Origin of the sequence: Magnetospirillum sp. 15-1 (genome assembly GCF_900184795.1) — a bacterium.
In the GTDB taxonomy this organism is placed as follows: Bacteria; Pseudomonadota; Alphaproteobacteria; order Rhodospirillales; family Magnetospirillaceae; genus Phaeospirillum.
In genome coordinates this window covers 87,509-112,078 of the sequence record NZ_FXXN01000016.1, presented here as the reverse complement: position 1 = coordinate 112,078, position 24,570 = coordinate 87,509, and the positions used below count along the sequence as shown (strand labels likewise).

Sequence of the window (24,570 nt, the reverse complement as noted above, 5' to 3'; positions counted from 1 at the left end):
TCGGAAAACACTACCATTAAGCTTTCGAAGCTCAAGCATTGGGCTATGGTCACCACCATCCTAGCCGGCTGCTGGACGCCGGCCATGGCCGGAACCCTGGAGGAGGAGATGCGCGACCTGGTCGCCAACCATCCCCAGATCCAGGCCAAGATGAAGGGGGTGAACTCCGCCGACGAAGGCATCCGCGGCGCCCGCGCCGGATACCTGCCGACCGTCAAGCTCACCGGCGACCAGGGCCACGAATACATCGACAGCCCCGACCGGCGCGGTATCCAGGGCAAGGCCTTCCTGGACAAGCGCAATACCAGCGGCTTGACCGTCACCCAAAAGATCTTCGACGGCTTCGCCACCGATTCCGCCGTGGACTCGGCCAAGACCAGCCGCCGCATTTCCGAATCCGACCTGCGCGGCACCCGGCAGGCGGCCCTGCTGGAAGGCGCCGTCGCCTATCTCGACGTCATGCGCAACACCAAGCTGGTGGCCCTGTCGCGGGAGAACGAACGCAAGCTCGCCGAGCAGCAGAACCTGGAGGATGAGCGCGTCCAGAAGGGTTCGGGCATCGCCTCGGACGTGCTGGCGGCCAAGCAGCGCCTGCAGGTGGCCAAGGAGCGCCGCGTCAAGTACGAGGGCGATTTCCACGCCTCGGTCGCCAAGTACACCCAGGTGTTCGGCCACGCGCCCGACGTGGTTGTCGGTTCTGCCTTTAAGCGGGACTCCATAGGCTTTATTTGAGATAGCCCTAGCTTTATGTGGGGCGGATTCGTATGCCGTTTCCTGTGGAAACATCCGTCGAATCATATGGTTGTTGCTGCACGGGTGTCCTGGATTGCGGCTCCTCCAGGGTGCGGTGACGAATCACGAATGCACACGGACTTTCCGGATTCGTCTCGTCTATAGGCTGCTCCCTTCGATCACGGGAAACGCAAGCCTCTGCGCAGCCCGATGAGTCCTCTGCCCTGCGCCTGGTGGCGGTCGGCAGTGCTATGATCCTCGGCCTCCACTTCGGTTGGAGGCTGGGCCGATGCGCGACGATGACCGCTGGCCAGGGCACCCCAGGCTGTTGCCCGACGAGTCTGTATCTTCATGGTTCACCCGAACCGCCGCTGCCAATGGCCTGCGGCCGAGCGAGCTTTACCGCATCGTCCAGCCCGGCGGAGACCGTAATCCCCGTGATCTCGACCGCCACGCCGACGACTGTTTGCTGGACCTGTTGGCGGGGAAGACGGGGCTGACGGTCGAGGACCTGAAGCACGCCACCTTCCGCCGCTGGTCCGGACGCCTGTTCGAGTACGACGACGGTCTCTGCAAGTTGGCCTGGTTACCGCCGGCCGGGCGCGAGGGTGGGCGGCGCTGCTTCGGCCAGCAGATTTGCCCCATGTGTCTGCGGGGCGATGCGCAGCCCTATCTGCGCCTTAACTGGCGGCTCTCCTTCTTCACCATCTGTCCGATCCATGGACGCCTACTGCTGGACCGCTGTCCGATCTGTGCCGAGCCGTTCAGTATCCTGCGCCAGGATGGGCGGGGCACTATCTGCTGCCCGGGCTGTGGCGCCGACCTCCGCGATTTCAGTGGGGATGAACCTGCACTCGACACCGTCCCCGTGCAGCGCGATCTGCTGGAGCTGATCCGGGAAGGGTGGCGAGGCCTCGGCGAATACGGGCCGGTCTATTCCTTCGCGGTGTTCGAGATGCTGGCCCAGCTGCTCCGTCTGCTGGCCGGCGGCAAGAACGCCCATGCCTTGAGGCTCTGGTTGGCCGAAAGTGCCCCAGGACTGGCGGTTCGGCCGGAAAGTCTCCCTCGGTCTCGGGATGGCGCCCTGCTGACCCCGCGCGCCCGGGGTGTGCTGGTCGCCTTGGCCTATTGGCTGCTGGCCGACTGGCCGCATCGCTTCGTCGAGGCTGCCAAGGCGGTGGGTATGACCAGCACCGATCTGCGCAAGCGTCCGGTGGGCGAGTATCCCTTCGCCTATGCTCACGCGGTGGACTGGCACCTGAAGGAGCCGCACAAGGGTGACGCTACGGAAGAGATCATGGTGGCAGCCCAGGTGCTTCACGACCATGGCCAGGCGGCCAGCCATCGGAACCTGGTGGCCCTGTGCGGAACCAAACTCGGCTCCATGGGCGCTGTGGCCGAGCCCGTGGCCTCCGGTCTGCCCTGGGGTAAGGGGCGTTACTGGAAGTTGGATGGCGTCTCGCCCGAGGTGAAGGCGGCCGCCCGCCGGGCCGCGCACCGTGCCGGCGAGGATGTCGGGCCATGGCTGGATGCCCTGCTTCGCCGGAAACTTGGGCTTGGTGCCATCAAAACACCTTTTGATGGTCATGATCCCGACACAATCACGCCCGACGGTAATGTTGATTGTAAAGAGTGATGGGGGACACTCGATGCCCGTGCGCAAGATCGGCCTTTGCTATCGCAGTGTCAGTGGACGGGTGCCCATGGGACAGGGGCGGCCCGGCGTCCAGGTGGAATCAACCCTGGAGCGGGACTTCGCCTTGCTCTGCCGCTTCGATCCGTCCGTCGCCGGCATCGAGGAACAGCCGGTGCGGATTGAGTACGACGATGCCGATGGCCGTGCCCGCTCCTACGTGCCCGACTTCCTGGTGACTTATCGTAGCGGTCGGCCGGTACCGCGTCTGGTCGAGATCAAATACTCCACCGATCCCATGCTGACCTCCGGACAGTTGGACGGCCGGTTCGCCGCTGCCCGCACCTATGCCCGCCGCCAGGGCTGGCGCTTCCAGGTGATGAGCGAGTTGGAAATCCGCACGCCCCGGCTGGAGAACGCCACCTTCCTGCTGCCGTTCCGAGGCCGCCCCGTTGCGGCCGGTCTGCGTGAGGCTTTGCGCTCGGTCCTGCGGAAAGGTGGCCCGAAAAATGTCGCGTCGCTCGCCGACGAGATGGCCGAGGCGCTGGGCTTGAGCCGGCCGGAGGTGTTGCCCGGCATCTGGACCTTGGTGGCGGAGTTCCAGGTGGCGGCCGACCTGGACTGCCCCCTGACCATGAATACCTTCGTTACACCGGCAAAGGAGAAGCGGCCATGAGCAATGGATTCAGCTTTCAGCCCGGCGCCTCAGTTCTCTGGCGTGGCAAGCGCTGCACCGTCGTCGAGGCGGTGACGGCATCCTCGGTGCTGCTCGACGTCGGGGGCGGGCAGGACAAGGAAGTGGTGCCTGTCTCCAAGTTGCGATCGCTCAAGGATGTGGAGTCCGCTCAGGCGGATCGCAGCTTGGACGCATTGGCTGCCGAAGACCTGGCCGAGGCCAAACGGCGTTTCGCCATCATCAAGCCGCTGGTGCGCTGCGAGCGGCGGAGCGAAGAGGATGTCCAGCGCGTCGCCGAACAGCATGACGTTCCTCGATCCACGCTGTATCGCTGGATCAAGCGGTACGAGGGGCGGAGGCGCATGACTGACCTTGCTCCCTCGCGCCGTGGCCGCAAGATGCCCAAGCGCCTGTCGCCCGAGGTCGAGGCGATCATCGCCAGCGTCATTGATGAGAAATATCTCTCCAAGCAGAAGGCCAGCGGCGAAGAGGTCATCCTGGAGGTCCATCGCCATTGCCGTGCCGCCAGTCTATCGAAGCCCTGCGCAGAGACGGTTCGTGCCAGGCTACGGGCCATCGACCCGAAGGAAAAGGTGCTGAGGCGCGAGGGTAAGAAGGCCGCCCACGACAAGTTCGGGGCGGTGAAGGGCAACTTCCCCGGGGCGGATGCGCCGCTGGCCGTGGTGCAGATCGACCACACCTTGCTCGACATCTTGGTGCTCGACGAGGAGATGCGCCTACCCATCGGCCGTCCGTGGCTGACCCTGGCTATCGATGTCTTCAGCCGCATGGTGGTGGGCTATCACCTCTCGCTCGACAATCCCGGCTCCTTCGCCGTCGGCCTCTGCCTGTGCCATGGGATGTTGGACAAGGCGGCGGAACTGGAGCGGCTTGGCGTTAAGGGCGAATGGCCGGTCTGGGGTAAGCCCCGCATGATCCATTCCGACAACGGCAAGGACTTCCGTAGCTACCTGATCCAGGACACCCTGGACGAGCACGATATCCGCTACGAATTCCGCCCGCCGAAGACGCCACATTACGGCGGTCACATCGAGCGCCTGGCCGGGACTCTGGCGCGGAAGGTTCACGCCCTTCCTGGGGCGACCTTCTCCAATCCCAAGCAGCGCGGCGAGTACAAATCCGAGGCCCAGGCGCGGATGACGCTGCGGGAACTGCGGTCCTGGCTGCTCAACCTCATCGTCGGCGTCTACCACAACAAGGCACACAGGGGATAGGCTGCCCACCCCTGGCCCGGTGGAACGACGGGATCATGGGCAACGACCGGTTTCGGGGTATCGGTCTGCCCGAGCCTATCGCCAACCCTCGGCGGTTGCGCCTGGATTTTCTGCCTTTCAGAACCAGGACAGTTCAGTCGGAAGGTATCGTCTGGGACAAGATCTGGTACCGCGATCCGCTGCTATCCCAGTGGGTCAAGACCGACGAAGGCCGTCGGCGGCGGAAGTTCAAGGTCCGCCGTGACCCTACCGACATCTCCAAACTCTACTTCCTCGATCCGATGCTCAATGATTACGTCGAGATTCCCTACCGCGACACCGGCCGGCCATCGATCTCCCTGTGGGATTACCGGGCGGTTGAGGCATGGCTGCACCGCCAGGGCAAGGCCGCCGAGAACGAGCAGGCGATTTTCGACGCCTACGAGGACATGCACCGCATCACCGCCGAGGCAACCCGCCAGACCAAGCGCGTGCGTCGTGAGCAGGCCAAGAAGCGAGAACTCGGCAAGCATCGAGCCGAACTGACCCTGGACCCGCCGCGCCCACCAGCGGAATCGCAGGCGAAGCCCAAGGCCATGCGACGTCGCGACGGCCATCTGGCCCTGGTGGTCAACAACCAGGAAGCCGATCCGCCGAAGCCCAGGCCGACATCCAACGACTTCGATTTTGATGATGCCGAGATCAAGAGGGGGGTAGAAGAATGGTGACGCCCGATCTGTTCGCGCTGAATCCGGCGCCCATGCTGCCGCTGGATTTCCCTCAGGATGAGCTTGAGGGCCGCATCCGCCGCATTCGCAGCCCGCGCTATGTCGCGTACGAGGCGGGCGAAGCAATCCTCGGCATCGTCTTCGCCTGGCTGTACGACCACCCCAAGGTGGTTCGGCCGCCGTGCAGCCTGATCTATAGCGACACCAACAACGGCAAGACCGCCCTGGCGCAGAAGTTCGTCCGCGACCACAGCCCGGCGGAAGATAGCCCCGATTTTGGCAAGCGCCCGGTGGTCTATGCCCATGCCCCGCCCTATGCCGATATCAGCGGCCTCTACGATGCGATCCTGCGGTCACTGGGCGCCCCCTACCGATCGACGGCCCGGCCCCAGGCCAAATGGGACCAACTGCTCCAACTGCTGACCGCCGTCGGCACCCGGGTGCTGATCCTCGACGAGGTGAGCAACTTCCTGATCGGCAAGGTCGATCAGCGCTCCATGGTGCTGAACAGCCTGAAGAGCCTCAGCAACGAGCTGAAGATCCCTGTGGTGGCCATGGGCACCCAGGATGCGGTTCGGGTCTTCCAGACCGACCAGCAATTGGGCAACCGGTTCGAGCCGATCGGCATCCCGCGCTGGAGCGTCAGCCGGGAGTACGCCCTGTTCGTGGCACGCTACGCCCAGAGCCTGGAACTGCGGCAGGAGAGCGATTTCCGCTCGAAAGAGTTGATCGGCCGCATTCATGCCATGTCGGAGGGGCTGACCGGAGAGACCTGTAAGCTACTCGCGCTCGCCGCTGAAACCGCGATCCATGCCGGTCGAGAGATCATCGATATGGGGACGCTTGATCAGGTGCCGTGGGTGATGCCGAGTGAGAGGAGACGGGCGGCGAGGTGATGCGATAGCCTGATCGACGGGACTAAAATGCCGAAAAGGAGGTGAGACGGCACATCAGATCTTGCCAGACTCGCACTTTTCAGATTCTATGGGCACCAGTAATAGTGATATTGGTGGGTGCTCATTATGCGCAAATTGCGAGCGATCGATCTCTATTCGGGTGTAGGGGGGTGGTCACTTGGCCTGCGCCTCGCTGGCATCGATGTGATCGCCTCCTATGAGTACTGGGGGCCCGCTAACGAGACAAATTTCAAGAACAATTCCCATCAAGCCCAGACGGTCGACATCCGTCGACTTTCATTTGAAGATTTGCCGACGGACATCGACGTTGTCGTGGGCAGCCCGCCATGCACGCAATTCTCTTTCAGCAATCGCGGCGGTGGCGGAGACATTGCGGACGGTCTTGAGGACATCAAGCGGTTCCTGGCCATCGTCGATCATCTTAAGCCGCGCGTCTGGGCAATGGAGAATGTACCGCGCGTAGCGAAGATCATCGAGGCAGAGCTAGAAGAGGGCGGGAAGCTCGATGCATTCCGCCATCTGGGTTGTGTCACGCATATCGTCGATATGGCGGAATATGGGCTGCCACAGCGCCGTCGCCGGTGCATCGCCGGCAACTTCGACATCGATCTGCTCGAAGACTATCGCGCGGCGGCCCAGCCCCGGACTCTCGGCGAGATCGTTGCGGCGCTCTCCTCGGACCCAATCGTAGACCCTCTCTTCGGCCTCTCGATCCCGCGTTCGGACCTCACAGATCATGTCGCAGAGGATGCGCTGAGCGAGGAGGAAGTCAGGATAAACTGCGCCAACAAGACGACGCACACCGTGTACAACGCAATGCCTTTCCCGGACCCGCTCGATCGCTCTGTACGCACGATCACCGCCACATGCACTCGAGTCTCTCGTGAGAGCATCGTCATTCAAGCCGCAGAACCCGAAGGCGCCTTCCGACGGCTTACGCTTCGCGAGCGCGCAAGCCTACAGGGCTTCCCCGTGACATTTCAATTTTATGGGGCGAACTATGGTCAGAAGCTGCGGATGATCGGCAACGCCGTACCGCCAGCCTTTTCCTATCTGATGGGACACGTCCTCCAGGGGCATTGCTCTCGCGCCGTGCCAAGCCTTTCAATGGCGGCTCAAGGCCTCACGCGACCCAAACCTTTGCCTCTCGAAACGCCGCCCGATCGAGTTGGCGCAAGCTATCCAGCGAGTAGAACCTTCAAATTCGCGATCCCAAGCCTGCAGCTTAAAAGCGGTGTCCGCTTCGAGATATGCAATGACACCTCCAGGCCCGTTGTCGAGTGGCGGCTGGCCTTTTTCTTCGGTACCTCAAAAGCGATCAAGAGCTTGCGTCTCGATGCAGCCTTAGCGAAGTGTCTCTCGGCGCAAATGCCGGAGGCACTGGCTATCGCCGTCGAGCCCATCCTCTCCAAGGCGTGCTCCTTTATTGCCAAAGCCGATATCGCCAATATGCAAGCGCTCTGGGCGCACCGAGGTCCTGGCGGCACGCGCGCCTTCATGCTGCTTGATATGCTGGACGAAGTTGGGACCGCCCTCGTCGAGGCGATTAGTGCTCACCAGGGTCAGGCCTGCAAGCTGATTGATTTCGCACTTGTGGCGGAGTACGGAGACGCGACCAGTGGCCTTCCTGGCGTCGCCAAACTGCACCGCAATGCGGCTCTCATTCTGTCCGGTCTATTGCTCGGTTCGGTGGTGAACCCATTGTTGGCGGATCGGGGTCGGGCAGCGGTGCGTACCAAGAGGGACGCCTGTGCGCTGCGGCCGGGTGAGCTTGCATTCTCGTCGTCTATATAGGCGCTATGGCAGATAGGTTAATAACGGAGCAACGCAGCGCCCACATGGCGTGCATTTGGTAGTCGGACACGTGGAAGGGGGGGGCGTGCAAGCCCTCTGATACTTGCCGGTCTCCTCATTGGATCTCTATCCAATGAGGAGCTTAAAAGGCATAAAGTTGAAGTATCGGTACTTGTCCTGACCGGGGCTGCCAGTTGACAATAGGTGTCTATTCCGATTCGCTGAGATACTTCCTTAGGCGCGCCCAACTCTCTTCAGGAAGCTGACTTATAACATTGATAAGTTTTTGGTCTCCGCTTGCCATGACAACCTTCCTGACGCTCTCCGCCATAGCTTCTCCTGCTTGGACGTCTTCTTCTTCGATGTCCATGCCACGGACAATTGCGCCCGTTCTTAGTGCCTCATCCAGGCTCAGGCTAAAATCAGACCCAAATACAGTGCCGCAGTGCTGGCAAGCGGTTGCGCTTAGTTGATTAAGTCCGCTGCACGACGGGCATGGCTTGAACTTAGGGGGCGCTTTGGGGAATTCAAATCCGCAGACATCACAAAATTTTGCTCCGAGCGGCGCTTCGGTTGTGCACGATGGACATTTTTTTGTTTTCGGCTTCTCGTCGTCCTTAAGAGCATGGGGAGGCATCTCCTCTTCCACGCGCCGGGCGAATGTCTCCAATGTATCGAATGAGGGCATAACCACATAAGCCCTGGTATCGTCGTTTGGCCCGTTGGTTCTGACAACTCGCCCAATAGCCTGCCGGAAAGCAAGTTCCGTAAGTGCACTAGGAAGATATATTAAAACGCGCAGCCTATGTATATCTACGCCCTCAGAAATCATGGCGACAGAGACAATCCATTTTTTGTCCGTATGACGAAAGCTGTCTATTCTATTATCAGCGTTAGGCAATTGACTATGAACAAGTGTCGGCGTCTCCCCTTCCATTAACTCAATAAGCTTAACCATGTAGTTGGCCATTTCAATGGAAGGGGCAATAACCAATCCACCCGCGTTGGGCATGCGGTGCCGAAGATCGGCCAACTTAGCGCTGGCCCACTCGACCATTGTTCCCTGGTAGCCATCGAGTCTTGGAGTCGTTTTATCCGCTTCGTATTGAGGGGCGCAGGCCAGCTTGTAGAAATCAAGGGCTCTCTGGAGTCCTGGAATTCGCTTCAAATTTGGAGTGAGCTCCGCAGGATGCTTACTTGATACGAATATCTTTTCACCATCATCAAGATCTACCGTAAACTTTCCTTCGTGGCGGTGAAATGTTGCTGGGCGACAGTACCCAAAATCTACCGCTTCTCCATAAGAGAGCGTGTAAATCCCTCCTTCGGGGTGGTCGATAGCTCCTAGATCGTCATATGCCAACCAGACCGATTTCTTCGAATCGGACCGGATCGGCGTACCTGTCAGGACAAGGACATATTTTGCGTCTGCGAAGGCCGAGTCGGCGCTATTGCCCCAAGCGGCGGAAACAGCCGCGTGATGATGCTCGTCGCAGATCAATAAAGTCCGGTGTGACCGGCAGACAGCCTGGAATGCATCCTGAAGATTTTGAACGGCAGCCCATGTAACGCCAACGTCATACTCAATTTCAATTTCGCTGCCAGCAACTTTTCCCATAAAGCGGGATGTTATGTCGAAAAAATCTTTCGTCCACTGCTTAACTACCTCAACGCGAGGTGCAATAACTATAACGCGATCGATGAGGTTTTTATCAATTAGCGTCTTTGCAATAGAGCATGCTAGCTTTGTCTTTCCAGCACCTGGCGCTGCATTAATGAGGAAATGCTTATCGTCTCCCTGATCAACGAGCCATTTCAAGGCCTTTTCTTGAGCCTTTTCTTGCCATGGGCGTAATTTTACCATCTTGTCGCCTTTCCGGAGATTGCATCTAGGACAAAGCGCCTGCCCATTTAGTAATGTCGTTGTGCCATTGCGTGAAAATGGGATGACGTGGTCTGCATGGTAGCTCTTTTCCAGTCTTTCATTGCAGATTGCACATCGGCCACCACTTATCAGGGCCAATATGAGCCGCTGCCTTAACGTAAATAGTCGCCTCACTTTTCTACCCAATATTCCGTTATTTTAATCTCTCGTATTGGTAGATTGGCGGGTGGCTGCAATACAGCGTACTTATTTACTCTGACCATTGCCGTGGCATATGGAATTGTGCGCGATTTGATAACCCAGCCTGCCTGCCGTAATTCGTAGACAACTTCGGGAAGGTTGGACACGCCGAACAAAATCAGCGCCTCCAAACGTGTCGTTGGCAGACCAGAAAGCAGGTGTTCCTTAGCTGCCTGAATCATCCCGGTGGTGTTCGCCTTTGCCATTCTTCACCTAGAAGGTTGTCAAGATATCGATATATTTGCGCAAGGCTGTCTGGTGTAAAATTATCAATGCTACGGATGCAGCGATTCTCAAAAAAATATATAGCCCATCCACCGTCTCTCATTGCGATATCAACCGGGAGAGATCGTAACGATCTACTCTCGCGTGGAGAATCTGCAATTTCATCATCGACAACATCAATTGAGTAGGCTGCTAAAATATGGTGGGCTAGACGAATCAGATCGCCGGATGATACCTCTGCGCCGACGCATCTCCTCAGTTCTGCATAGATTTCTTTGAGTCGCGCGTGCTTTTGCATCCCCTCCACCAATGGGGGTATAATGCAACGTGTTGTGGAATGTTGCAAGTGCAGCTCTTGGCCAATAGCGCTTCTGACATTGCGCCATCTCCGCATTAAGTGTGGTGTGGGGCGGGCGTAAAATTGCGGTGACGAACTAATAGTGGGCAGGGCAGTCAGGCTTCTGAGCGACCGAACTGCACCCGCAGCACACGTTAAAGCTTGTCGAAGACAGACCCAATCCTCGGCGCAAAGAGACGCTCATATGTCTTCAAAAGGTAGGTGTCCGTCATCCCCGCAACATAGTCGCAGATATCGCGCAGCGGGTCAGAACTACGCTCATATTTGGCAAAAATATCTGACGGAAGAAAGCTCTTTGGGTCGGACCTCAAAACCTCAAACACCGAGATCACCATCATCTGTCCTTTGAATTCCAGATGCTGAACGCTCGGAGATAGTATGACTTCGTCACGAACGAAGTCCTTCACAGCTTCAACGAATTGTGCGACCGGCTTAGGGAGGTAAGCGCGAAAGCGCAGGCGCGGTTCCTCAAATTCTGGAAGTTCCATAATTGCTACGCTGGGGATAACAAAATTCAGAATACGGTTGATCTGGTGCTTTCGCTCGGCACCATCAGCAAAAATGCGCCCGATAAGACCTTCGTAGACGTCGTTTCCATATTTGCCAGCGTAGTTCGAATTGAGATAGTCGAGCAGACCTTCGCACTTCTTGGGAGTCACGTGCCGGCGGAACCCAGCTTCGTCTACCAACCGCAATGCCAGTGCATCTCTCCATGTCATGGATGCCGAAACTTATGTCATCGGCAAGGTCCATAATGCTGCACGCAAAGGACTTGTGCCGCGCCTTAGCGTGCTTCTCCGGTTGCGGGTCACTAGCTTGAAAGAGAGACCTATCCCCTTCAGAAAGCGGCTTAAGCAACCAGGAAACAACGTCCGCCTCGCTATCCATGTAGCATTTGGGCGGCTTGGACGCCTTGCGATCAAGCAGCGGGGTGCCACTAGTATCGGCAAGCATTCTCGGAACGATTCTTGGATTTGCAGCGGCACTATAGGCCACTGGGTATTTCAGTACACCAAGCAACGCCTCGCGGGAAAGGTCCGCACCATCGGCGCCTGAGAATTTTTCTAGTCTTGAGAGAATGCGAAGAGTTTGCCCGTTCCCCTCGAAGCCACCGTTCTCCCGCATGCAGTAATTCAGCGCAACCTCCCCACCGTGACCGAACGGCGGATGGCCAAGATCGTGCGTACAGGCGACGGCCTGTATCATACTTCGGTCTGGAATATAACCAATCGCATCGTGATTAGGGAAACTGTGGAGCAACTGGGCACCAAGACCCGCTGCAATTTGGGCAACCCTCAAGGGAGTGTGTCAGCCTCGTGCGATAGAAGTCGCTGTCACCTAGATTGAGGATCTGGGTCTTGCCTTGTAGCCGCCTGAACGAAGCGGAGTGGATCACACGCCCGTAATCGACATCGCCTGGTGTACGAGCATCCTGGGGGTTTTTTTGCCAGCCGGATCGCCGCTCAAGCCAAACCATTATTATGCCCCCTATACATCTGTGGCCATCATATCATGGAAGGCCGTCTGGGTCCGAAGCGTGAGGATTTTCCCATATCCGCTCTCGTGAAATCGTTGGCAGGCTCGGATGTCAGTTAGAGGCGCAATTTGCCTCCCAGATCGAGGCGATTATTCATATTCTTGGAGGTTTGAATAGGAGCGGTGCCCTTTACTCCTGTTGAGCTTCGCAAGGCCAGTTCTATCGATGCACTCCTGAAGGTACTTGATCAACTCATCGGCCCGCTCGACAGACAGATTTTTCCAATGAGCCCGGAACCGTCTCTCCAAGTTCTTTCGAAACCTAGCGGGGTTAAAGCTGCGGGCCTGGAATGGGTCCTTGCCCGCAAATTCGATGTATCGTCTGATCAGGTAGTCGATGTAGCGGAGCAGTTTCTGGTCCGCGCCGATAGTACCTGGCGCTGGAGCGATCGTCACTTTCTTGGTCGAGGTTCGAATGTTCACGGTTTTGGCGCCGTTGACGATAACGTCGCCCGATACCTGTTCCACGGAGAGGTTCCGGACGTACACCTGCAGGAGCCTTTTGGCGATGGCTGCGTCGCCCGCCTGTACATCGCGCCCAAAGCTGCGTTCATGGGTCCGTTTCATCTCGCGCAGCTTTTCGGTTGAGTGTTTCTCTGGCTGAGCGTCGACCTCCTTATGATGGTCTCCACAGAGAAGGATCAGGTTGTCATAGGCGTTCCGGTCCTTGTCTGTCTGTGTTGGATCAAATCTGGGGCCGCCTGGGCTTCGCGCATTGATGTGGCAGACCTCCACCATGACGGTTCCCGTCGTGCGATCAATCACCTGGCGACCGCATGAGGGGTACGTGCAGAATTCACCAGATTGGGCGAATAGACGTTTGATTGTCGCTTGGGTTGGGTGAGCCACTGTTCCTCCTGCCAGGACCGCAGCGATGCCGATTGACAACAGCTACGCAGAATACGTTAGCTGTTGACCAAAAATGATCAACTACTGATTGCCGCTCTGGCGCGCGCTGCTCCATTCTGGGCGGCTTAAGCCGTAACGGGACGCAAGGGAGGCCCGCCAAGGCGCGTTCACGCAAACGGGCTGCGGAGAATGGGTGATATCGGGCAACAATCGATCCTGCCTAAAGCTGGATTTTTCGGATCGGTCCCATTTATGAATACCGCGCAATCCCGGCTATAGGCTCAAATCACGGCCCGCGACCTTGTCACCGTCCCACCTATGTCCGAATCCGACAGTGGTGGCGCTGTCCGATCCGCCCCTCCCCCTGGACCTGATCCCCGAGACCATCGACCAGTCGCTGGACGTCGCGGAAAAGGACAACCCGATCCTGGAATCGGCGACCAACACCATCGACCTGACCAGCGACAAGCGTAACCTGGCCGAGGCCGGCTACTGGCCGACCCTCGATCTGGTCGGCAAGGCCGATTACGAGCACGGCAAGAACGCCACCGTCGGCGTGCGCCGCGACTGGTCGCTGATGCTGGTGGCCAGTTGGGAACTGTTCTCCGGCTTCAAGACCGACGCCACCGTCGCCCAGGCGTCGTGGGACCACGGGGCCAGCAAGGACAACCGCTTCCACACCAGCCGCAAGATCGCCGAGCAGGCCCGCACCGCCTGGCACAAGCTGCAGACCGCCCGCCAGCGCCTTGATCTTCTGGAAAACGCCGCCGTCCTGGCCGAAGAGGTCTGGGCCGCCACCATGAAGAAGCGCGAGGCCGGAAAGGCCACCGTTACCGAGGTGCTGGACGAGGAAACCCGCATCAACGAGGCCCGCATCAACTACACCGGCGCCTATTACGATATGTATCAGGCGTCCTACGAGCTGCTGACCGCCATGGGCCGCCTGGAGGTGGACAACCTCAGCCGCGCCAAGCCCGCCAATTCCTTGGACGTCTCGCCGCTCAAATCGGTGGAGTACACCTATCCCAGGAATCAGGCGCCCAGGCTCCAGCCCGCCCGCCCGGTCTCTCCGGTCAAGGCAGCGGCTCCGGCCCCCGCCCCGGCACAGCCCGCGGTCACCCAGCCACCGGCCGCCAGGCCCGACGGGCAGACCGCCGACGCCGCCGTCATGGAGCGGGTGCGCGATCTGGTGGCCTCCCAGCAGCCGGCCGACAATTCCTTCTGGACCATCCGCTGATCGCTCTCGGCGACGGATGAAGCGCGGCCGTCCCGGCCGTGCTTCATCCAAGCCCTACAGCGCGCCCCATATCTCGCGGGCGTACTCGGTCACCGTGCGGTCGGACGAGAACTTGCCCATGCGCGCCACGTTGAGGATGGCCTTGCGCGTCCAGTCCTCCGGGTCGCGGTAGGTCTGGTCCACCCGCTCCTGCGCCGCCATGTAGAGGGGGAAATCCGCCGACAGCAGGTAGTGGTCGCCGCCGCTGGTCAGGATGTCCACCAACTGGTGGAAGCGGTCGGGCTGGTCGGGCGAGAAGAAGCCGCCGGCGATCATGTCCAGGGCCCAGGTCAGGTCGGGATCGGCCTTCACCGCCGCCACCGCGTCATAACCGTCCACCCGGCGCCGCGCCACTTCCTGGGCCGAGAGGCCGAACAGGAACATGTTCTCCTCGCCCACCTCTTCGCAGATTTCCACGTTGGCGCCGTCCCAGGTGCCGATGGTCAGCGCCCCGTTCATGCTCATCTTCATGTTGCCGGTGCCCGACGCCTCGGTGCCGGCGGTGGAGATCTGCTCCGACAGGTCGGCGGCGGGCATCACCAGTTCGGCGGTGGAGACGTTGTAGTTGGGCACGAAGACCAGCTTCAGCTTGCCGCCCACCAGGGGGTCGTTGTTGATCACCTCGGCCACGTCGTTGACCAGCTTGATGATCAGCTTGGCGATGTGGTAGCCGGGCGCCGCCTTGCCGCCGATGAGCACGGTACGCGGCACCGGATGGAGCAGCGGGTTGGAGCGGATGCGGCCGTAGCGGGTGATGACGTGCAGCACGTTGAGGAGCTGCCGCTTGTATTCGTGGATACGCTTGACCTGCACGTCGAACAGGGAATCAACGTCCACCTCGACGCCGAGACGCAGCGACAGCATGGAGGCCAGACGCTCCTTGTTGGCGCGCTTGACGGCGGCGAATTCCCGGCGGAACGCCGGATCGTCGGCCAGGGGTTCCAGCTTGTGCAACTGGTCGAGATCGGTGACCCAGCGGTCGCCGATCTTGGAGGTGATCAGGGCGGACAGGGCGGGATTGGCCGCCAGCAGCCAGCGCCGGGGCGTCACGCCGTTGGTCTTGTTGGTGATCTTGCCGGGCGACAGATGCTCGAAATCCGAGAAGATGGTGCTCTTCATCAGGCCGGTATGGATGGCGGCGACGCCATTGACCTTGTGGCTGCCGATCACCGCCAGATGGCCCATGCGCACCCGGCGCTCCGCCCCCTCGGCGATCAGCGAAACGCGGCGCAGCAGTTCGGAATCGCCGGGATGGCGGTAGCGCACGCCCTGCAGGAATTCGTGGTTGAGGGCGTAGACGATCTCCAGATGACGGGGCAGCACCCGCTCGAACAGATCGGTCGACCAGGTTTCCAGCGCCTCGGGCAGCAGGGTGTGATTGGTGTAGGCGCAGCAGCCGCGCACCAGGTCCCAGGCCTTGGACCATTCGATCTGATGCTCGTCCACCAGCACCCGCATCAGCTCGGCCACCACCAAAGCGGGGTGGGTGTCGTTGAGCTGGATGGCCACCTTCTCGGGCAGCAGGGTCCAGTCGGAATGGCTTTTGCGGAAACGGGCCAGGATGTCCTGGATGGAAGCGGCGACGAAGAAGTATTCCTGCTTGAAGCGCAGCTCCTTGCCCCGGTCGGTCATGTCCGAGGGGTAGAGCACCTTGGACAGGGTCTCGGACTCGTTCTTGTCCCGCACCGCCTCGATGTAATTGCCGGCGTTGAAGTACTTCAGGTCGAACTCGCGGGTCGACTTGGCCGACCACAGGCGCAGATTGTTGACCACCTTGCCGCCATAGCCGGGAACCGGCACGTCGAAGGCCATGGCCATCACTTCCTCGGCATCCACCCATTGCGAGCGGGTATGGCCCAGCACGTCGCGGAAATGGATGACGCGACCGCCGAAGCGGACGGGGAAGATGACGCCCGGCCGGGGGAATTCCCACGGATTGCCGTAGCGCAGCCAGTTCTCCGGGCTTTCCACCTGCCAGCCGTTATCCACGTGCTGGGTGAACATGCCGTAATCGTAGCGGATGCCGTAGCCGAAGCCCGCCACCCCGATGGTCGCCATGGAATCCAGCAGACAGGCGGCGAGACGGCCCAGGCCGCCATTGCCCAGCGCCGCCTCCACCTCCCAGGCGGCCAGTTCGTCGAAATCCTGGCCCAGCTCGGCGATGGCCTGACGTACCGTGTCGTAGAGCCCGAGATTGATCAGGCTGTTGACCAGGGTGCGACCGATCAGGAACTCCATGGACAGGTAATAGACCCGCTTGGAATCCTCGCGGTAATAGCGGTTGAGCGTCGGCATCCAGTGCTCGGTCACCCGGTCGCGCACCGTATGGGCGGCGGCCATGAACCAGTCGCGCGCCGTGGCGTTCACCGGTTCCTTGCCGACCGTATAGAGCAGATGGCTGCCGATGGCCTCCTTGATGCTTTCCACATCGTCGGCCAGCAGCCGCACCACGGGGGGCTTCGCCTTCTTCATACCGCTCTTCCCGCCAGTTCCATCCGTTTCTATTCCTCCATGAAAATCCGGGAAGGGCAAGGCCGGTCATACCGGGGCATAGGTACATCCCCGTGAAATTTATCGAAAGGATGAACAACGCCCGCCGGGCGCGGCGGAAAGGCTGACACAGGGCCTCCGCCGATCACCGCCCCATGGGCCGTTCCGGTTGACTCGGCCGGCACCCGGCTGGCAGCATGCGGGCCGCCGTCGAGCTTCATCGACCGGACCGTAAGCGTTTACGTCAATCAACGCGCAACCCGCCTGGCCGGGTCGCGTTGATGCGCCCGACCAAGCCCTGCCGATGGAGCATTCCATGCGAATCAAGAAACTGCCCAAGCGCTTCGCCGGACTGGTGATGCCGCTGATCCTGTCGCTGCTGATGACCTGCGTCGTATCGGCCATCGCCGTGCTGCAGTCGCGCGGCGTCGACAGCCAGTTCCTGGCCGTCTGGCCCTCCACCTGGGCCATGTCCTGGGTGGTGGCCTTTCCCGTCCTGCTGGGTATCCTGCCCCTGGTTCGGCGGATGGTCTCCGCCGTGGTGGAAACCTGACCGCAGGAACCCGGCCGGGCGGGGCTCACCCCCGCCCGTTGCCCCTCAGCCCCTCGGCGGTATCGCTCATCCGCCGGTCGGCCAGGATGGCGGCGGTGTCGGCCTTGTAGCGCAGCCGCCAGTTGGGGTGCTGGGTGGTGGTGCCGGGCAGGTTCATCTGCAGTTCCTGGCCCAGAACATCCTCCATCTGCACCATCATCAGCCTTGATGCCGAACGGCCGAGATAGGCATGCGCCGCCGCCGCCAAGGCCACCGCCTGGGTATCGGTCAATGCCGGGGAGACCGGGAAGCCGGCGGGCAACAGCCCCTGCCCCGCCAGGGCGGCGGCCATGGCGATGCGATCGGCGGCCCGCGCCGCCCGCTCTTCCGCCGCCTGCCCCTCACGCGGATAGAGGTCGAGCTTTTCCCGGCGGTCGATATCCTTGCCCGCCCACCAGCCGCGCAGGGACGGCAGGTCGTGGGTGGCGGCGATGGCCAGGGCCTGGGCGTCGAAATCCTCCGGCGCGCGGAAGGCGCCGTCGGCCAGCTTCTCGAACACCATCACCCGGTAGGCGAAGATGCCCATGCGGTCCATGCGCTCGCGGAAGCCGTCGGGCACGGTGCCTAAGTCCTCGCCGATCACCAGGCAGCGGTTGCGCTGACTTTCCAGCGCCACCAGCCGGAACAGGTCCTCGGCCGGATAGCGCACATAGGCGCCCTGGTCGGCCGGCTGGCCGGGCGGCACCCAGTAGAGCCGCGCCAAACTCATGGCGTGGTCCAGGCGCAGCGCCCCGGCATGGCGCATATTGGCGGCCATTACCTGGGTGAAGGGGGCGTAGAAATGCTCGCGGAGCGTGACGGGATTGAACGGCACCAGCCCCCAGTCCTGCCCTTTGAGGGCCAGCGGATCGGGCGGCGCCCCCACCGAGACGCCCAGCGCCAGGGAATCCTGCTGCGCCCAGGCCTCGGCCCCGTCGCCGGCGATACCCACCGCCAGATCGCGATAGAGGCCGATGGCGGCCCCCGCCGCCTTGCCCCTGGCCTGCGCCTCGGCCAGTTGCCCATCGGCGATGAACTGGAGCCACTGGAAGAACTCCACCTGCTCCACGTGTTCGAGGACGAAATCCTCCACCGCCGGGGAATCCGGCCGGCGATACTCCTCGGGCCACTGGCGCCAGTAGGCCTTGCCGTCGCGCGCGAACCTGTCGTGCAGCGCCTCGAACACCGCGAAGCGCCGCCCGGCCTCGCCCTGCTCGGCCTGGAAGGCGCGGAACGCCTGACCGCGCGGGTTGTCGTCGCCCATGCAGGTACGGCGGAACCAGCGGTTCAGCACCTCCAGCATGGGCCGGGCCAGACGCATGACATCCGGGTATTCGATCTGCGAATAGCCGCGCAGCCGCGCCAGGGTGGCCTGATAGCCGGGCGAGGCGAACATGCGCTTGGCTTCCAGGCATTCCCTGAATTCGGGGATGGCCTCGATATCGATATAGGCGACGTTGAGGAAGCGCCGCGATGACGGCGAATAGGGGCTGAAGCGCTCGGGATCGGCGGGGAACAGGGCGTGCAGCGGATTGATGCCCACGCAGGCCGCCCCCAACTTGGCGGCGCCTTCGGCCAGATCGGCCAGATTGCCGTAATTGCCCACGCCCCAGTCGCGCTCGGAGCGCAGGGAATAGATCTGGGTGGCGATGCCCCAGGCCCCGGCGCCTCGCTCCACCACCTCGGGCACGAAGGCACGGGGCGGCGTGACGATCAGCGCCATCTCGGCCAGGGGCCCCTTGGGACCCGACAGGATCAGGCGGTGATAGCCGCAGGGCGGCAAAGCGGGCAGGTCCAGCCAGCGGCGATGGATCAGCCGGCCGTCCAACTGGTATTCCTCGCCCCAGCGCAGGTCGCCGGGACGGAAAGAGCCGGAATGGCGGATACCCAGTTCCTCTTCCAGCACCCAGGAATGCTCGACCTCGTCGGCCTCGGCCGGCAGGGTGACGGCGATGGAGGGCGGCGCCGAATGCTCGTCGGCCATCAGCACCGGCTCCAGCGCGCGGCGCCAGGGGCGGCTTTCCAGATCCTTGAGGCTGGCCCACACCTGCTCGTCACTGTCGGCGGGCAGGCCCATGGCGGCCAGGAAAACGCGCTTGGTCTCGGGCGGCACCACCCGCCACTCGCCGAAGAAATCCCACCAGCCGTCCTCGATTCCCGCCAGGCGCGCCAAACGGTCCAGCGCGTCGCTTCCACTCATTCCTTGTCCCCTTCACTCTCGTCCCGCCGCATGCCGCTTGGGCTGCTAGAATCATCGCGCGGCACGCCGCGCAGGCCGCCCGAACGACGCAGCACCGCGAGCGATCGCTGCCCCAGCGGATAGGTGATGCCCGCCGCCCAATGGGTGCCGGCCTGCCGCCCGGCGGGATCGAAGGTGTCGAGCACCAGTTCCCACGAACGGCCCAGGCTGGGCGGCGGCAGCACATAGGGCACCGCCTCGTGATAGGCGTTGAGCAGCACCAGAAAAGTATCATCCATCTCTTCGCGGCCGGTCAGGTTGTCCACGGCGCAGGATTCACCGCCCAGCACGAAGCCCAGCGAGCGGGCGAAGGGCGTGGTCCAATCGGCGTGGCCCATCTCGCGGCCCTCGGGCGTGATCCACACGATATCCTTGAGCGGCGAATTGGGCAGGCGCTTGCCTTCGAAGAAGCGCGGGCGGCGGAACACCGGGTGGTCCTTGCGCAGGCGGATCAGGGTCTGGACGAAGGCCAGCAGGTCCTCGTCCACTTGCGACCAGTCCATCCAGCCCAGTTCGTTGTCCTGGCAGTAGGCGTTGTTGTTGCCTTTCTGCGAGCGGCCCATCTCGTCGCCGGCCAGCAGCATGGGAACGCCCTGCGACAGCAGCAGGGTGGCCATCAGATTGCGGCTCTGGCGTGCCCTGAGCGCGGTGACCTCGGGATAGGGCGAAGCCCCCTCGTGGCCGCAATTCCAGGCGTAATTGGCGTCGGTGCCGTCCTTGTTACCCTCCAGATTGGCCTCGTTGTGCTTGCGCTCGAAGGTGACCAGATCCTTGAGGGTGAAACCGTCGTGGCAGGTGACGAAGTTGAGGCTGGCCCACGGCCGCCGCCCGCCCCAGCCGAAGATGTCGGAGGAGCCGGTCAGCCGCGAGGCCAGATCGCCGATCACCCCGCCCTCGCCCGTCCAGAAACGGCGCACCGTATCGCGGTAACGGCCGTTCCACTCGGACCAGCCGGGGGGAAAGCGCCCGACCCGATAGCCGTCGCCGCCCAGATCCCAGGGCTCGGCGATCAGCTTCAGCTTGCTCAAGACCGGGTCCTGGCGCACCGCGTCGAGAAAGGCCGAGGAATGGTCGAAGCCACCCTTGCCGCGCACCAGGGCGGCGGCCAGATCGAAACGGAAGCCGTCCACGTGCATTTCCTCGGCCCAGTAGCGAAGCGAATCCATCACCATCTGCAGCACGCGGGGATGGGCGAGGTTGAGCACGTTGCCGCAGCCGGAATAGTTCTCGTACCAGCGCTTGCCGTCGGGCCCCAGACGGTAATAGCTGAGGTTGTCGATGCCGCGAAACGACAGGGTCGGCCCCAGGTGGTTGCCCTCGGCGGTGTGGTTGTAGACCACGTCGAGAATCACCTCGATGCCGGAATCGTGCAGGCGGCCGATCATGGTCTTGAAGTCGCCGTGCGGGCTGGCCGAGTAATAGCGCGGGTCGGCGGCGAAAAAGCCGATGGAATTATAGCCCCAGTAATTGCGCAAGCCCCGGTCGGCCAGATGCTTCTCGTCGATCATGGCGTGGATGGGCAGCAATTGCAGGGTGGTCACGCCCAGGCGCCGCAGATGGTCGATCACCCCCGGCTGGGTCAGGCCCAGGAAGGTACCGCGCATGCCGTTGGTCACGCCGGGATGCTTCATGGTCATGCCGCGCACATGGGCCTCGTAGACGATGGTCTCGGGCCACGGCACGTTCGGGCGGCGGTCATTGCCCCAGGTGAAGGCGGTGTCCAGCACCCGGCACTTGGGCATGAAGCGGGCGTTGTCGCGCTTGTCGGCCACCAAATCCAGCTTGGGCGTGCCGGGCCTGAAACCGAAATGGCTGTCCGACCACTCGAATCCCCCGACATAAGCCTTGGCATAGGGGTCGAGCAGCAGCTTGTGGGCGTTGAAGCGATGCCCCTCGTTGGGGTCGTAGGGGCCGTGGACGCGATAGCCGTAAAGCTGCCCCGGCCGGCAGTCCGGCAGATAGCCGTGCCAGACCTCGTCGGTGTATTCGGGCAACTCGACACGCTCCACCTCGCGCAGGCCGCGCCGGTCGAACAGACACAGCTCCACCTTCACGCCATGGGCCGAGAACAGAGCGAAATTGACCCCGTTGCCGTCCCAGGTCGCCCCCAGGGGATACGGCAGGCCGGGCAGGATACGGCGGCGGGAGGTCATTCAGCCCTCATCGGCCATGGCGTCGCGGGCGCCATGGCGAATGTGGAGGACATGCACCACGCGGCGAGCGTCGGCGATATCGTAGATTATCCGATAGACGTGCGGCCGCCGTCCGTAGAGCAATTGTCGCAAGCTGGCATCCTCCGGCACCGGCGCCCCCCGCCCGGGATAATGGGCCAGGCCGGCGATCTTCGCTTCAAGTCCATTGAACCACTCCGCCGCCGCCGGAAGGTGGCCGGCGGCAATGGCCCGGTACAGATGCCGCAGGTCGCGGATAGCCCGTTCGGCCACCTCAACGCGGAATGTCATGCTCGGCCCGCAATGCGGCGAACACCTCCGCCGCCGGCACCGTCCGCCCGCCCGCCACATCCTCGCGTCCCTGGCGGACCCCTTCCAGGGTGTTGGCCTCGGCGGCGATATCGAGCAGGCGCTGATACGACTCGGCATCCTGCAAGACAGCGGCCGCCCTGCCATTGACGGTCAGAATCAGGGGCCGCCCGGTCTCGCGGATATGATTGAGGAACTCGGCCGAGTGATTGCGGAAGGTCGTCACCGGCTGGATGTCCTTGACGATGTCCATGGCAGCAGTTCCATCGAATGAAGTTACCTTTAAAGGTACGTTATCACCTCAATCAGGTAAAGCGCTCTCACCTCTCCCGCTTGAAGACGCAGGTGGCCAGTGGCGGCAGGCGCAGGCGGATGGACCAGTCGTGACCGTGCCAGGGCACCTCTTCCGCCTGGACGCCGCCGCCATTATGGATGTTGGAGCCGCCGTACCATTCGGAATCGGTGTTGAGCAGTTCGCGGTACCAGCCGGGCTCGGGCACGCCGACCCGGTAGGAGTCCCGCACCATGGGCGTGTAATTGCCGGCCACCACCAGGAAGTCGCTCGGGTCGAAGCCCAAGCGCCGCCAGGTCAGCACCGAGTTGTCGCGGTCGTTGCAGTCGATCCAGGCGAAGCCGGCCTGCTCGTTGTCCAGTTGGTGGAGCGCCGGCTCGGTGCGATAGAGGCGGTTGAGATCACGGATCAGGCGCCGCACGCCGTCGTGCCGCCCGTCGCCCAGCAGATGCCAGTCCAGGCTGGCATCCACGTTCCACTCATTCTCCTGGGCGAATTCGGAGCCCATGAACAGCAGCTTCTTGCCCGGCTGGGTCCACATGAAGCCGTAATAGGCCCTCAGGTTCGCATAGCGCTGCCAGGGATCGCCCGGCATGCGGCCGAAGATGGAGCCCTTGCCGTGCACCACCTCGTCGTGGGACAGCGGCAACACGAAGTTCTCGTGATAGGCATAGAGCTGGGCGAAGGTCAGGCTGTCGTGGTGATAGCGGCGGTGGATGGGGTCCTTGCTGAAGTAGCGGAGCGTGTCGTGCATCCACCCCATGTTCCATTTGTAGCCGAAGCCCAGCCCGCCCAGATGGACGGGGCGCGACACCATGGGCCAGGCGGTTGATTCCTCGGCGATGGTCATGGCGCCGGGATGCTCGGCATAGACCACCTGATTCATGCGGCGCAGGAACTCGATGGCTTCCAGGTTCTCGTTGCCGCCATGGCGGTTGGCAATCCACTCGCCCGGCTCGCGCGAGTAGTTGAGGTACAGCATGGAGGCCACCGCATCCACCCTGAGGCCGTCCACATGGTACTGCTCCAGCCAGTACAGGGCGTTGGCGTAGAGGTAGTTGACCACCTCGGTGCGGCCGTAATTGTAGATCTGGGTGTTCCAGTCCTTGTGCACGCCGAGGCGCGGGTCCTCGTGCTCGTAGAGATGGGTGCCGTCGAAATAGTGCAGGCCGTGGGGGTCGTTGGGAAAATGTCCGGCCACCCAGTCGACGATCACCCCGATGCCCTTCTGATGCAGCCGCTCCACCAGGGTGCGGAACTCGTCGGGCGTACCGTAGCGCGAGGTCGGCGCGAACAGCCCCACCGGCTGATACCCCCACGAGCCGCCGAAGGGATGCTCGTGAACGGGCAGGAACTCCACATGGGTGAAGCCCAGATCGGCGACGTAATCACCCAGTTGGTCGGCCAGTTCCAGGTAGGAGAGCGAGCGGTTCGAATCCTCCGGCACACGCCGCCACGAGCCCAGATGCACCTCGTAGATGCTGACCGGGGCGTGGCGGTCGTTGCGCGTTCCTTGCGCCGCCATCCACTCGCCGTCCCGCCAGTCGCGGCGGCCCAGCTCCCACACCACCGAGGCGGTCTTGGGCGGAACCTCGGCGAAGTGGCCGTAGGGGTCGGCCTTCAGGGGCAGCAGCCGCCCGTCCGAGGCGACGATCTCGTACTTGTAGAGACACCCCTGCCCCAGCCCGGGGATGAAGATCTCCCACACCCCGGCCTGATGGCGCAGGCGCATGGAGTGGCGCCGCCCGTCCCAGCCGTTGAAATCGCCCACCACCGAGACGCGGCTGGCATTGGGCGCCCACACGGCGAAGTCCACGCCGGCCACCCCGTCCACGCTGCCGACCTGGGCCCCCAGCTTCTCGAAGGTGCGCAGATGGGTGCCCTCGGCCAGCAGGTGCACATCCAGATCGCCCAGTACCGGCGGAAAGCGGTAGGGGTCGTCCAACTCCTCGACGCCACCGTCGTAATACTGGAGCCGCAGCCGGTAGGCCGGAGCGCCACTCAGGCGGACCGCGAACAATCCATCGGGATGGACCCGCCGCATGGGGGTTTCACCGCTGGCGGTGAGGACCGAAACGTCCTGGGCATGGGGCTGGAAGGTGCGGATCACCGTCCCGCCCTTGACCCGATGGGGTCCCAGAACGGCAAAGGGATCGCCGTGGCGTCCCTGGGCGATGGCGTCGGCATCGCCGGGCCGGATCAGTCTTGCCGCTTCGGCCATGAAGCCCCTCCTGCCTGTCGAGGCGACAAGTGTCACCGCCTTTGCCCGGAAAGACAAAGGGCGATTTCACGGGGCACGTTTTCCCGGTCCAGTTTTTAAATAGTCTCATTGGAGCTTTCGCAAAGCCCCTAAATCTGGTAGTACTTCCCGTCGAGGGGATCGGCTCGATCAGGGCCGATAAGACAATTCGTACGGCCCGACGGGGCCGTCACCG

The 24,570-nt window shown here is 62.2% G+C and carries 19 protein-coding genes; 9 read left to right on the top strand and 10 right to left on the bottom strand.

The window, feature by feature from the left end; all coding sequences use genetic code 11:
* The first annotated feature begins 45 nt into the window (after positions 1–45).
* The 7 genes from CP958_RS03405 (at position 46) to CP958_RS03375 (ending at position 7,694) form a co-directional block, all read left to right on the top strand.
* A complete protein-coding gene (locus CP958_RS03405) occupies positions 46–732 on the top strand; it encodes a TolC family protein (protein ID WP_242442721.1) in 687 nt (228 codons plus the stop codon).
* Between the two features lie 289 nt (positions 733–1,021).
* Positions 1,022–2,368 (top strand): TniQ family protein, encoded by a 1,347-nt coding sequence (locus tag CP958_RS03400; RefSeq protein ID WP_096700596.1) that lies wholly within the window; start codon positions 1,022–1,024, stop codon positions 2,366–2,368.
* Between the two features lie 13 nt (positions 2,369–2,381).
* On the top strand, positions 2,382–3,041 hold the full coding sequence (locus CP958_RS03395) for a TnsA endonuclease N-terminal domain-containing protein (protein WP_242442720.1): 660 nt from the start codon (positions 2,382–2,384) through the stop codon (positions 3,039–3,041).
* Positions 3,038–4,276 carry a DDE-type integrase/transposase/recombinase gene (locus CP958_RS03390; protein WP_096700594.1) on the top strand — a complete coding sequence of 413 codons (1,239 nt, stop codon included), beginning with the start codon at positions 3,038–3,040 and terminating at the stop codon, positions 4,274–4,276. Before CP958_RS03395 ends, CP958_RS03390 begins: the two co-directional genes overlap by 4 nt.
* 35 nt (positions 4,277–4,311) lie before the next feature.
* Complete coding sequence (locus CP958_RS03385; RefSeq protein WP_096700593.1) at positions 4,312–4,983, top strand: Mu transposase C-terminal domain-containing protein; 672 nt, start codon at positions 4,312–4,314, stop codon at positions 4,981–4,983.
* Positions 4,977–5,879: a TniB family NTP-binding protein gene (locus CP958_RS03380; RefSeq protein WP_096700592.1), complete on the top strand. Its 903-nt coding sequence runs from the start codon at positions 4,977–4,979 to the stop codon at positions 5,877–5,879. Before CP958_RS03385 ends, CP958_RS03380 begins: the two co-directional genes overlap by 7 nt.
* Positions 5,880–6,005: 126 nt before the next feature.
* Positions 6,006–7,694, top strand: coding sequence for a DNA cytosine methyltransferase (locus CP958_RS03375; RefSeq protein ID WP_141400400.1), 1,689 nt, complete (start codon positions 6,006–6,008; stop codon positions 7,692–7,694).
* A gap of 208 nt (positions 7,695–7,902) precedes the next feature.
* On the opposite strand, the gene CP958_RS03370 is transcribed toward CP958_RS03375, so the two are convergent.
* The 4 genes from CP958_RS03370 to CP958_RS03355 form a co-directional block, all read right to left on the bottom strand.
* On the bottom strand, positions 7,903–9,558 hold the full coding sequence (locus CP958_RS03370; RefSeq protein WP_141400402.1) for a DEAD/DEAH box helicase family protein: 1,656 nt from the start codon (positions 9,556–9,558) through the stop codon (positions 7,903–7,905).
* A gap of 191 nt (positions 9,559–9,749) precedes the next feature.
* Positions 9,750–10,025 carry a helix-turn-helix domain-containing protein gene (locus CP958_RS03365; RefSeq protein ID WP_096700589.1) on the bottom strand — a complete coding sequence of 92 codons (276 nt, stop codon included), beginning with the start codon at positions 10,023–10,025 and terminating at the stop codon, positions 9,750–9,752.
* A 511-nt stretch (positions 10,026–10,536) separates the two neighbouring features.
* Positions 10,537–11,061, bottom strand: a complete 525-nt coding sequence (locus tag CP958_RS26615; protein WP_242442719.1) for a hypothetical protein — start codon at positions 11,059–11,061, stop codon at positions 10,537–10,539.
* 967 nt (positions 11,062–12,028) lie between these two features.
* A complete protein-coding gene (locus CP958_RS03355) occupies positions 12,029–12,703 on the bottom strand; it encodes an HNH endonuclease signature motif containing protein (RefSeq protein WP_141400399.1) in 675 nt (224 codons plus the stop codon).
* 421 nt (positions 12,704–13,124) lie between these two features.
* Between CP958_RS03355 and CP958_RS03350 the strand changes: the two genes are divergently transcribed.
* Positions 13,125–14,024, top strand: coding sequence for a TolC family protein (locus CP958_RS03350; RefSeq protein WP_242442718.1), 900 nt, complete (start codon positions 13,125–13,127; stop codon positions 14,022–14,024).
* A 54-nt stretch (positions 14,025–14,078) separates the two neighbouring features.
* On the opposite strand, the gene CP958_RS03345 is transcribed toward CP958_RS03350, so the two are convergent.
* The gene (locus CP958_RS03345; protein WP_096700587.1) at positions 14,079–16,535 is read right to left on the bottom strand and encodes a glycogen/starch/alpha-glucan phosphorylase; all 2,457 of its coding nucleotides are present in this window, start codon (positions 16,533–16,535) and stop codon (positions 14,079–14,081) included.
* A gap of 334 nt (positions 16,536–16,869) precedes the next feature.
* Between CP958_RS03345 and CP958_RS03340 the strand changes: the two genes are divergently transcribed.
* Positions 16,870–17,106, top strand: coding sequence for a DUF2798 domain-containing protein (locus CP958_RS03340; protein ID WP_096700625.1), 237 nt, complete (start codon positions 16,870–16,872; stop codon positions 17,104–17,106).
* A 25-nt stretch (positions 17,107–17,131) separates the two neighbouring features.
* Here the strand turns inward: CP958_RS03340 and malQ are convergent, their stop codons facing one another.
* The 5 genes from malQ to glgB all read right to left on the bottom strand — a co-directional run bounded on the left by malQ (position 17,132) and on the right by glgB (position 24,356).
* Positions 17,132–19,324 carry a 4-alpha-glucanotransferase gene (malQ, locus tag CP958_RS03335; protein WP_096700586.1) on the bottom strand — a complete coding sequence of 731 codons (2,193 nt, stop codon included), beginning with the start codon at positions 19,322–19,324 and terminating at the stop codon, positions 17,132–17,134.
* Positions 19,321–21,516 carry a glycogen debranching protein GlgX gene (gene glgX, locus CP958_RS03330; protein ID WP_096700585.1) on the bottom strand — a complete coding sequence of 732 codons (2,196 nt, stop codon included), beginning with the start codon at positions 21,514–21,516 and terminating at the stop codon, positions 19,321–19,323. Before glgX ends, malQ begins: the two co-directional genes overlap by 4 nt.
* On the bottom strand, positions 21,517–21,825 hold the full coding sequence (locus CP958_RS03325) for a type II toxin-antitoxin system RelE/ParE family toxin (protein ID WP_170958820.1): 309 nt from the start codon (positions 21,823–21,825) through the stop codon (positions 21,517–21,519).
* The gene (locus tag CP958_RS03320) at positions 21,809–22,096 is read right to left on the bottom strand and encodes a type II toxin-antitoxin system Phd/YefM family antitoxin (protein ID WP_096700583.1); all 288 of its coding nucleotides are present in this window, start codon (positions 22,094–22,096) and stop codon (positions 21,809–21,811) included. Before CP958_RS03320 ends, CP958_RS03325 begins: the two co-directional genes overlap by 17 nt.
* 67 nt (positions 22,097–22,163) lie before the next feature.
* A complete protein-coding gene (gene glgB / locus CP958_RS03315) occupies positions 22,164–24,356 on the bottom strand; it encodes a 1,4-alpha-glucan branching protein GlgB (protein WP_096700582.1) in 2,193 nt (730 codons plus the stop codon).
* Between the last annotated feature and the right edge of the window lie 214 nt (positions 24,357–24,570).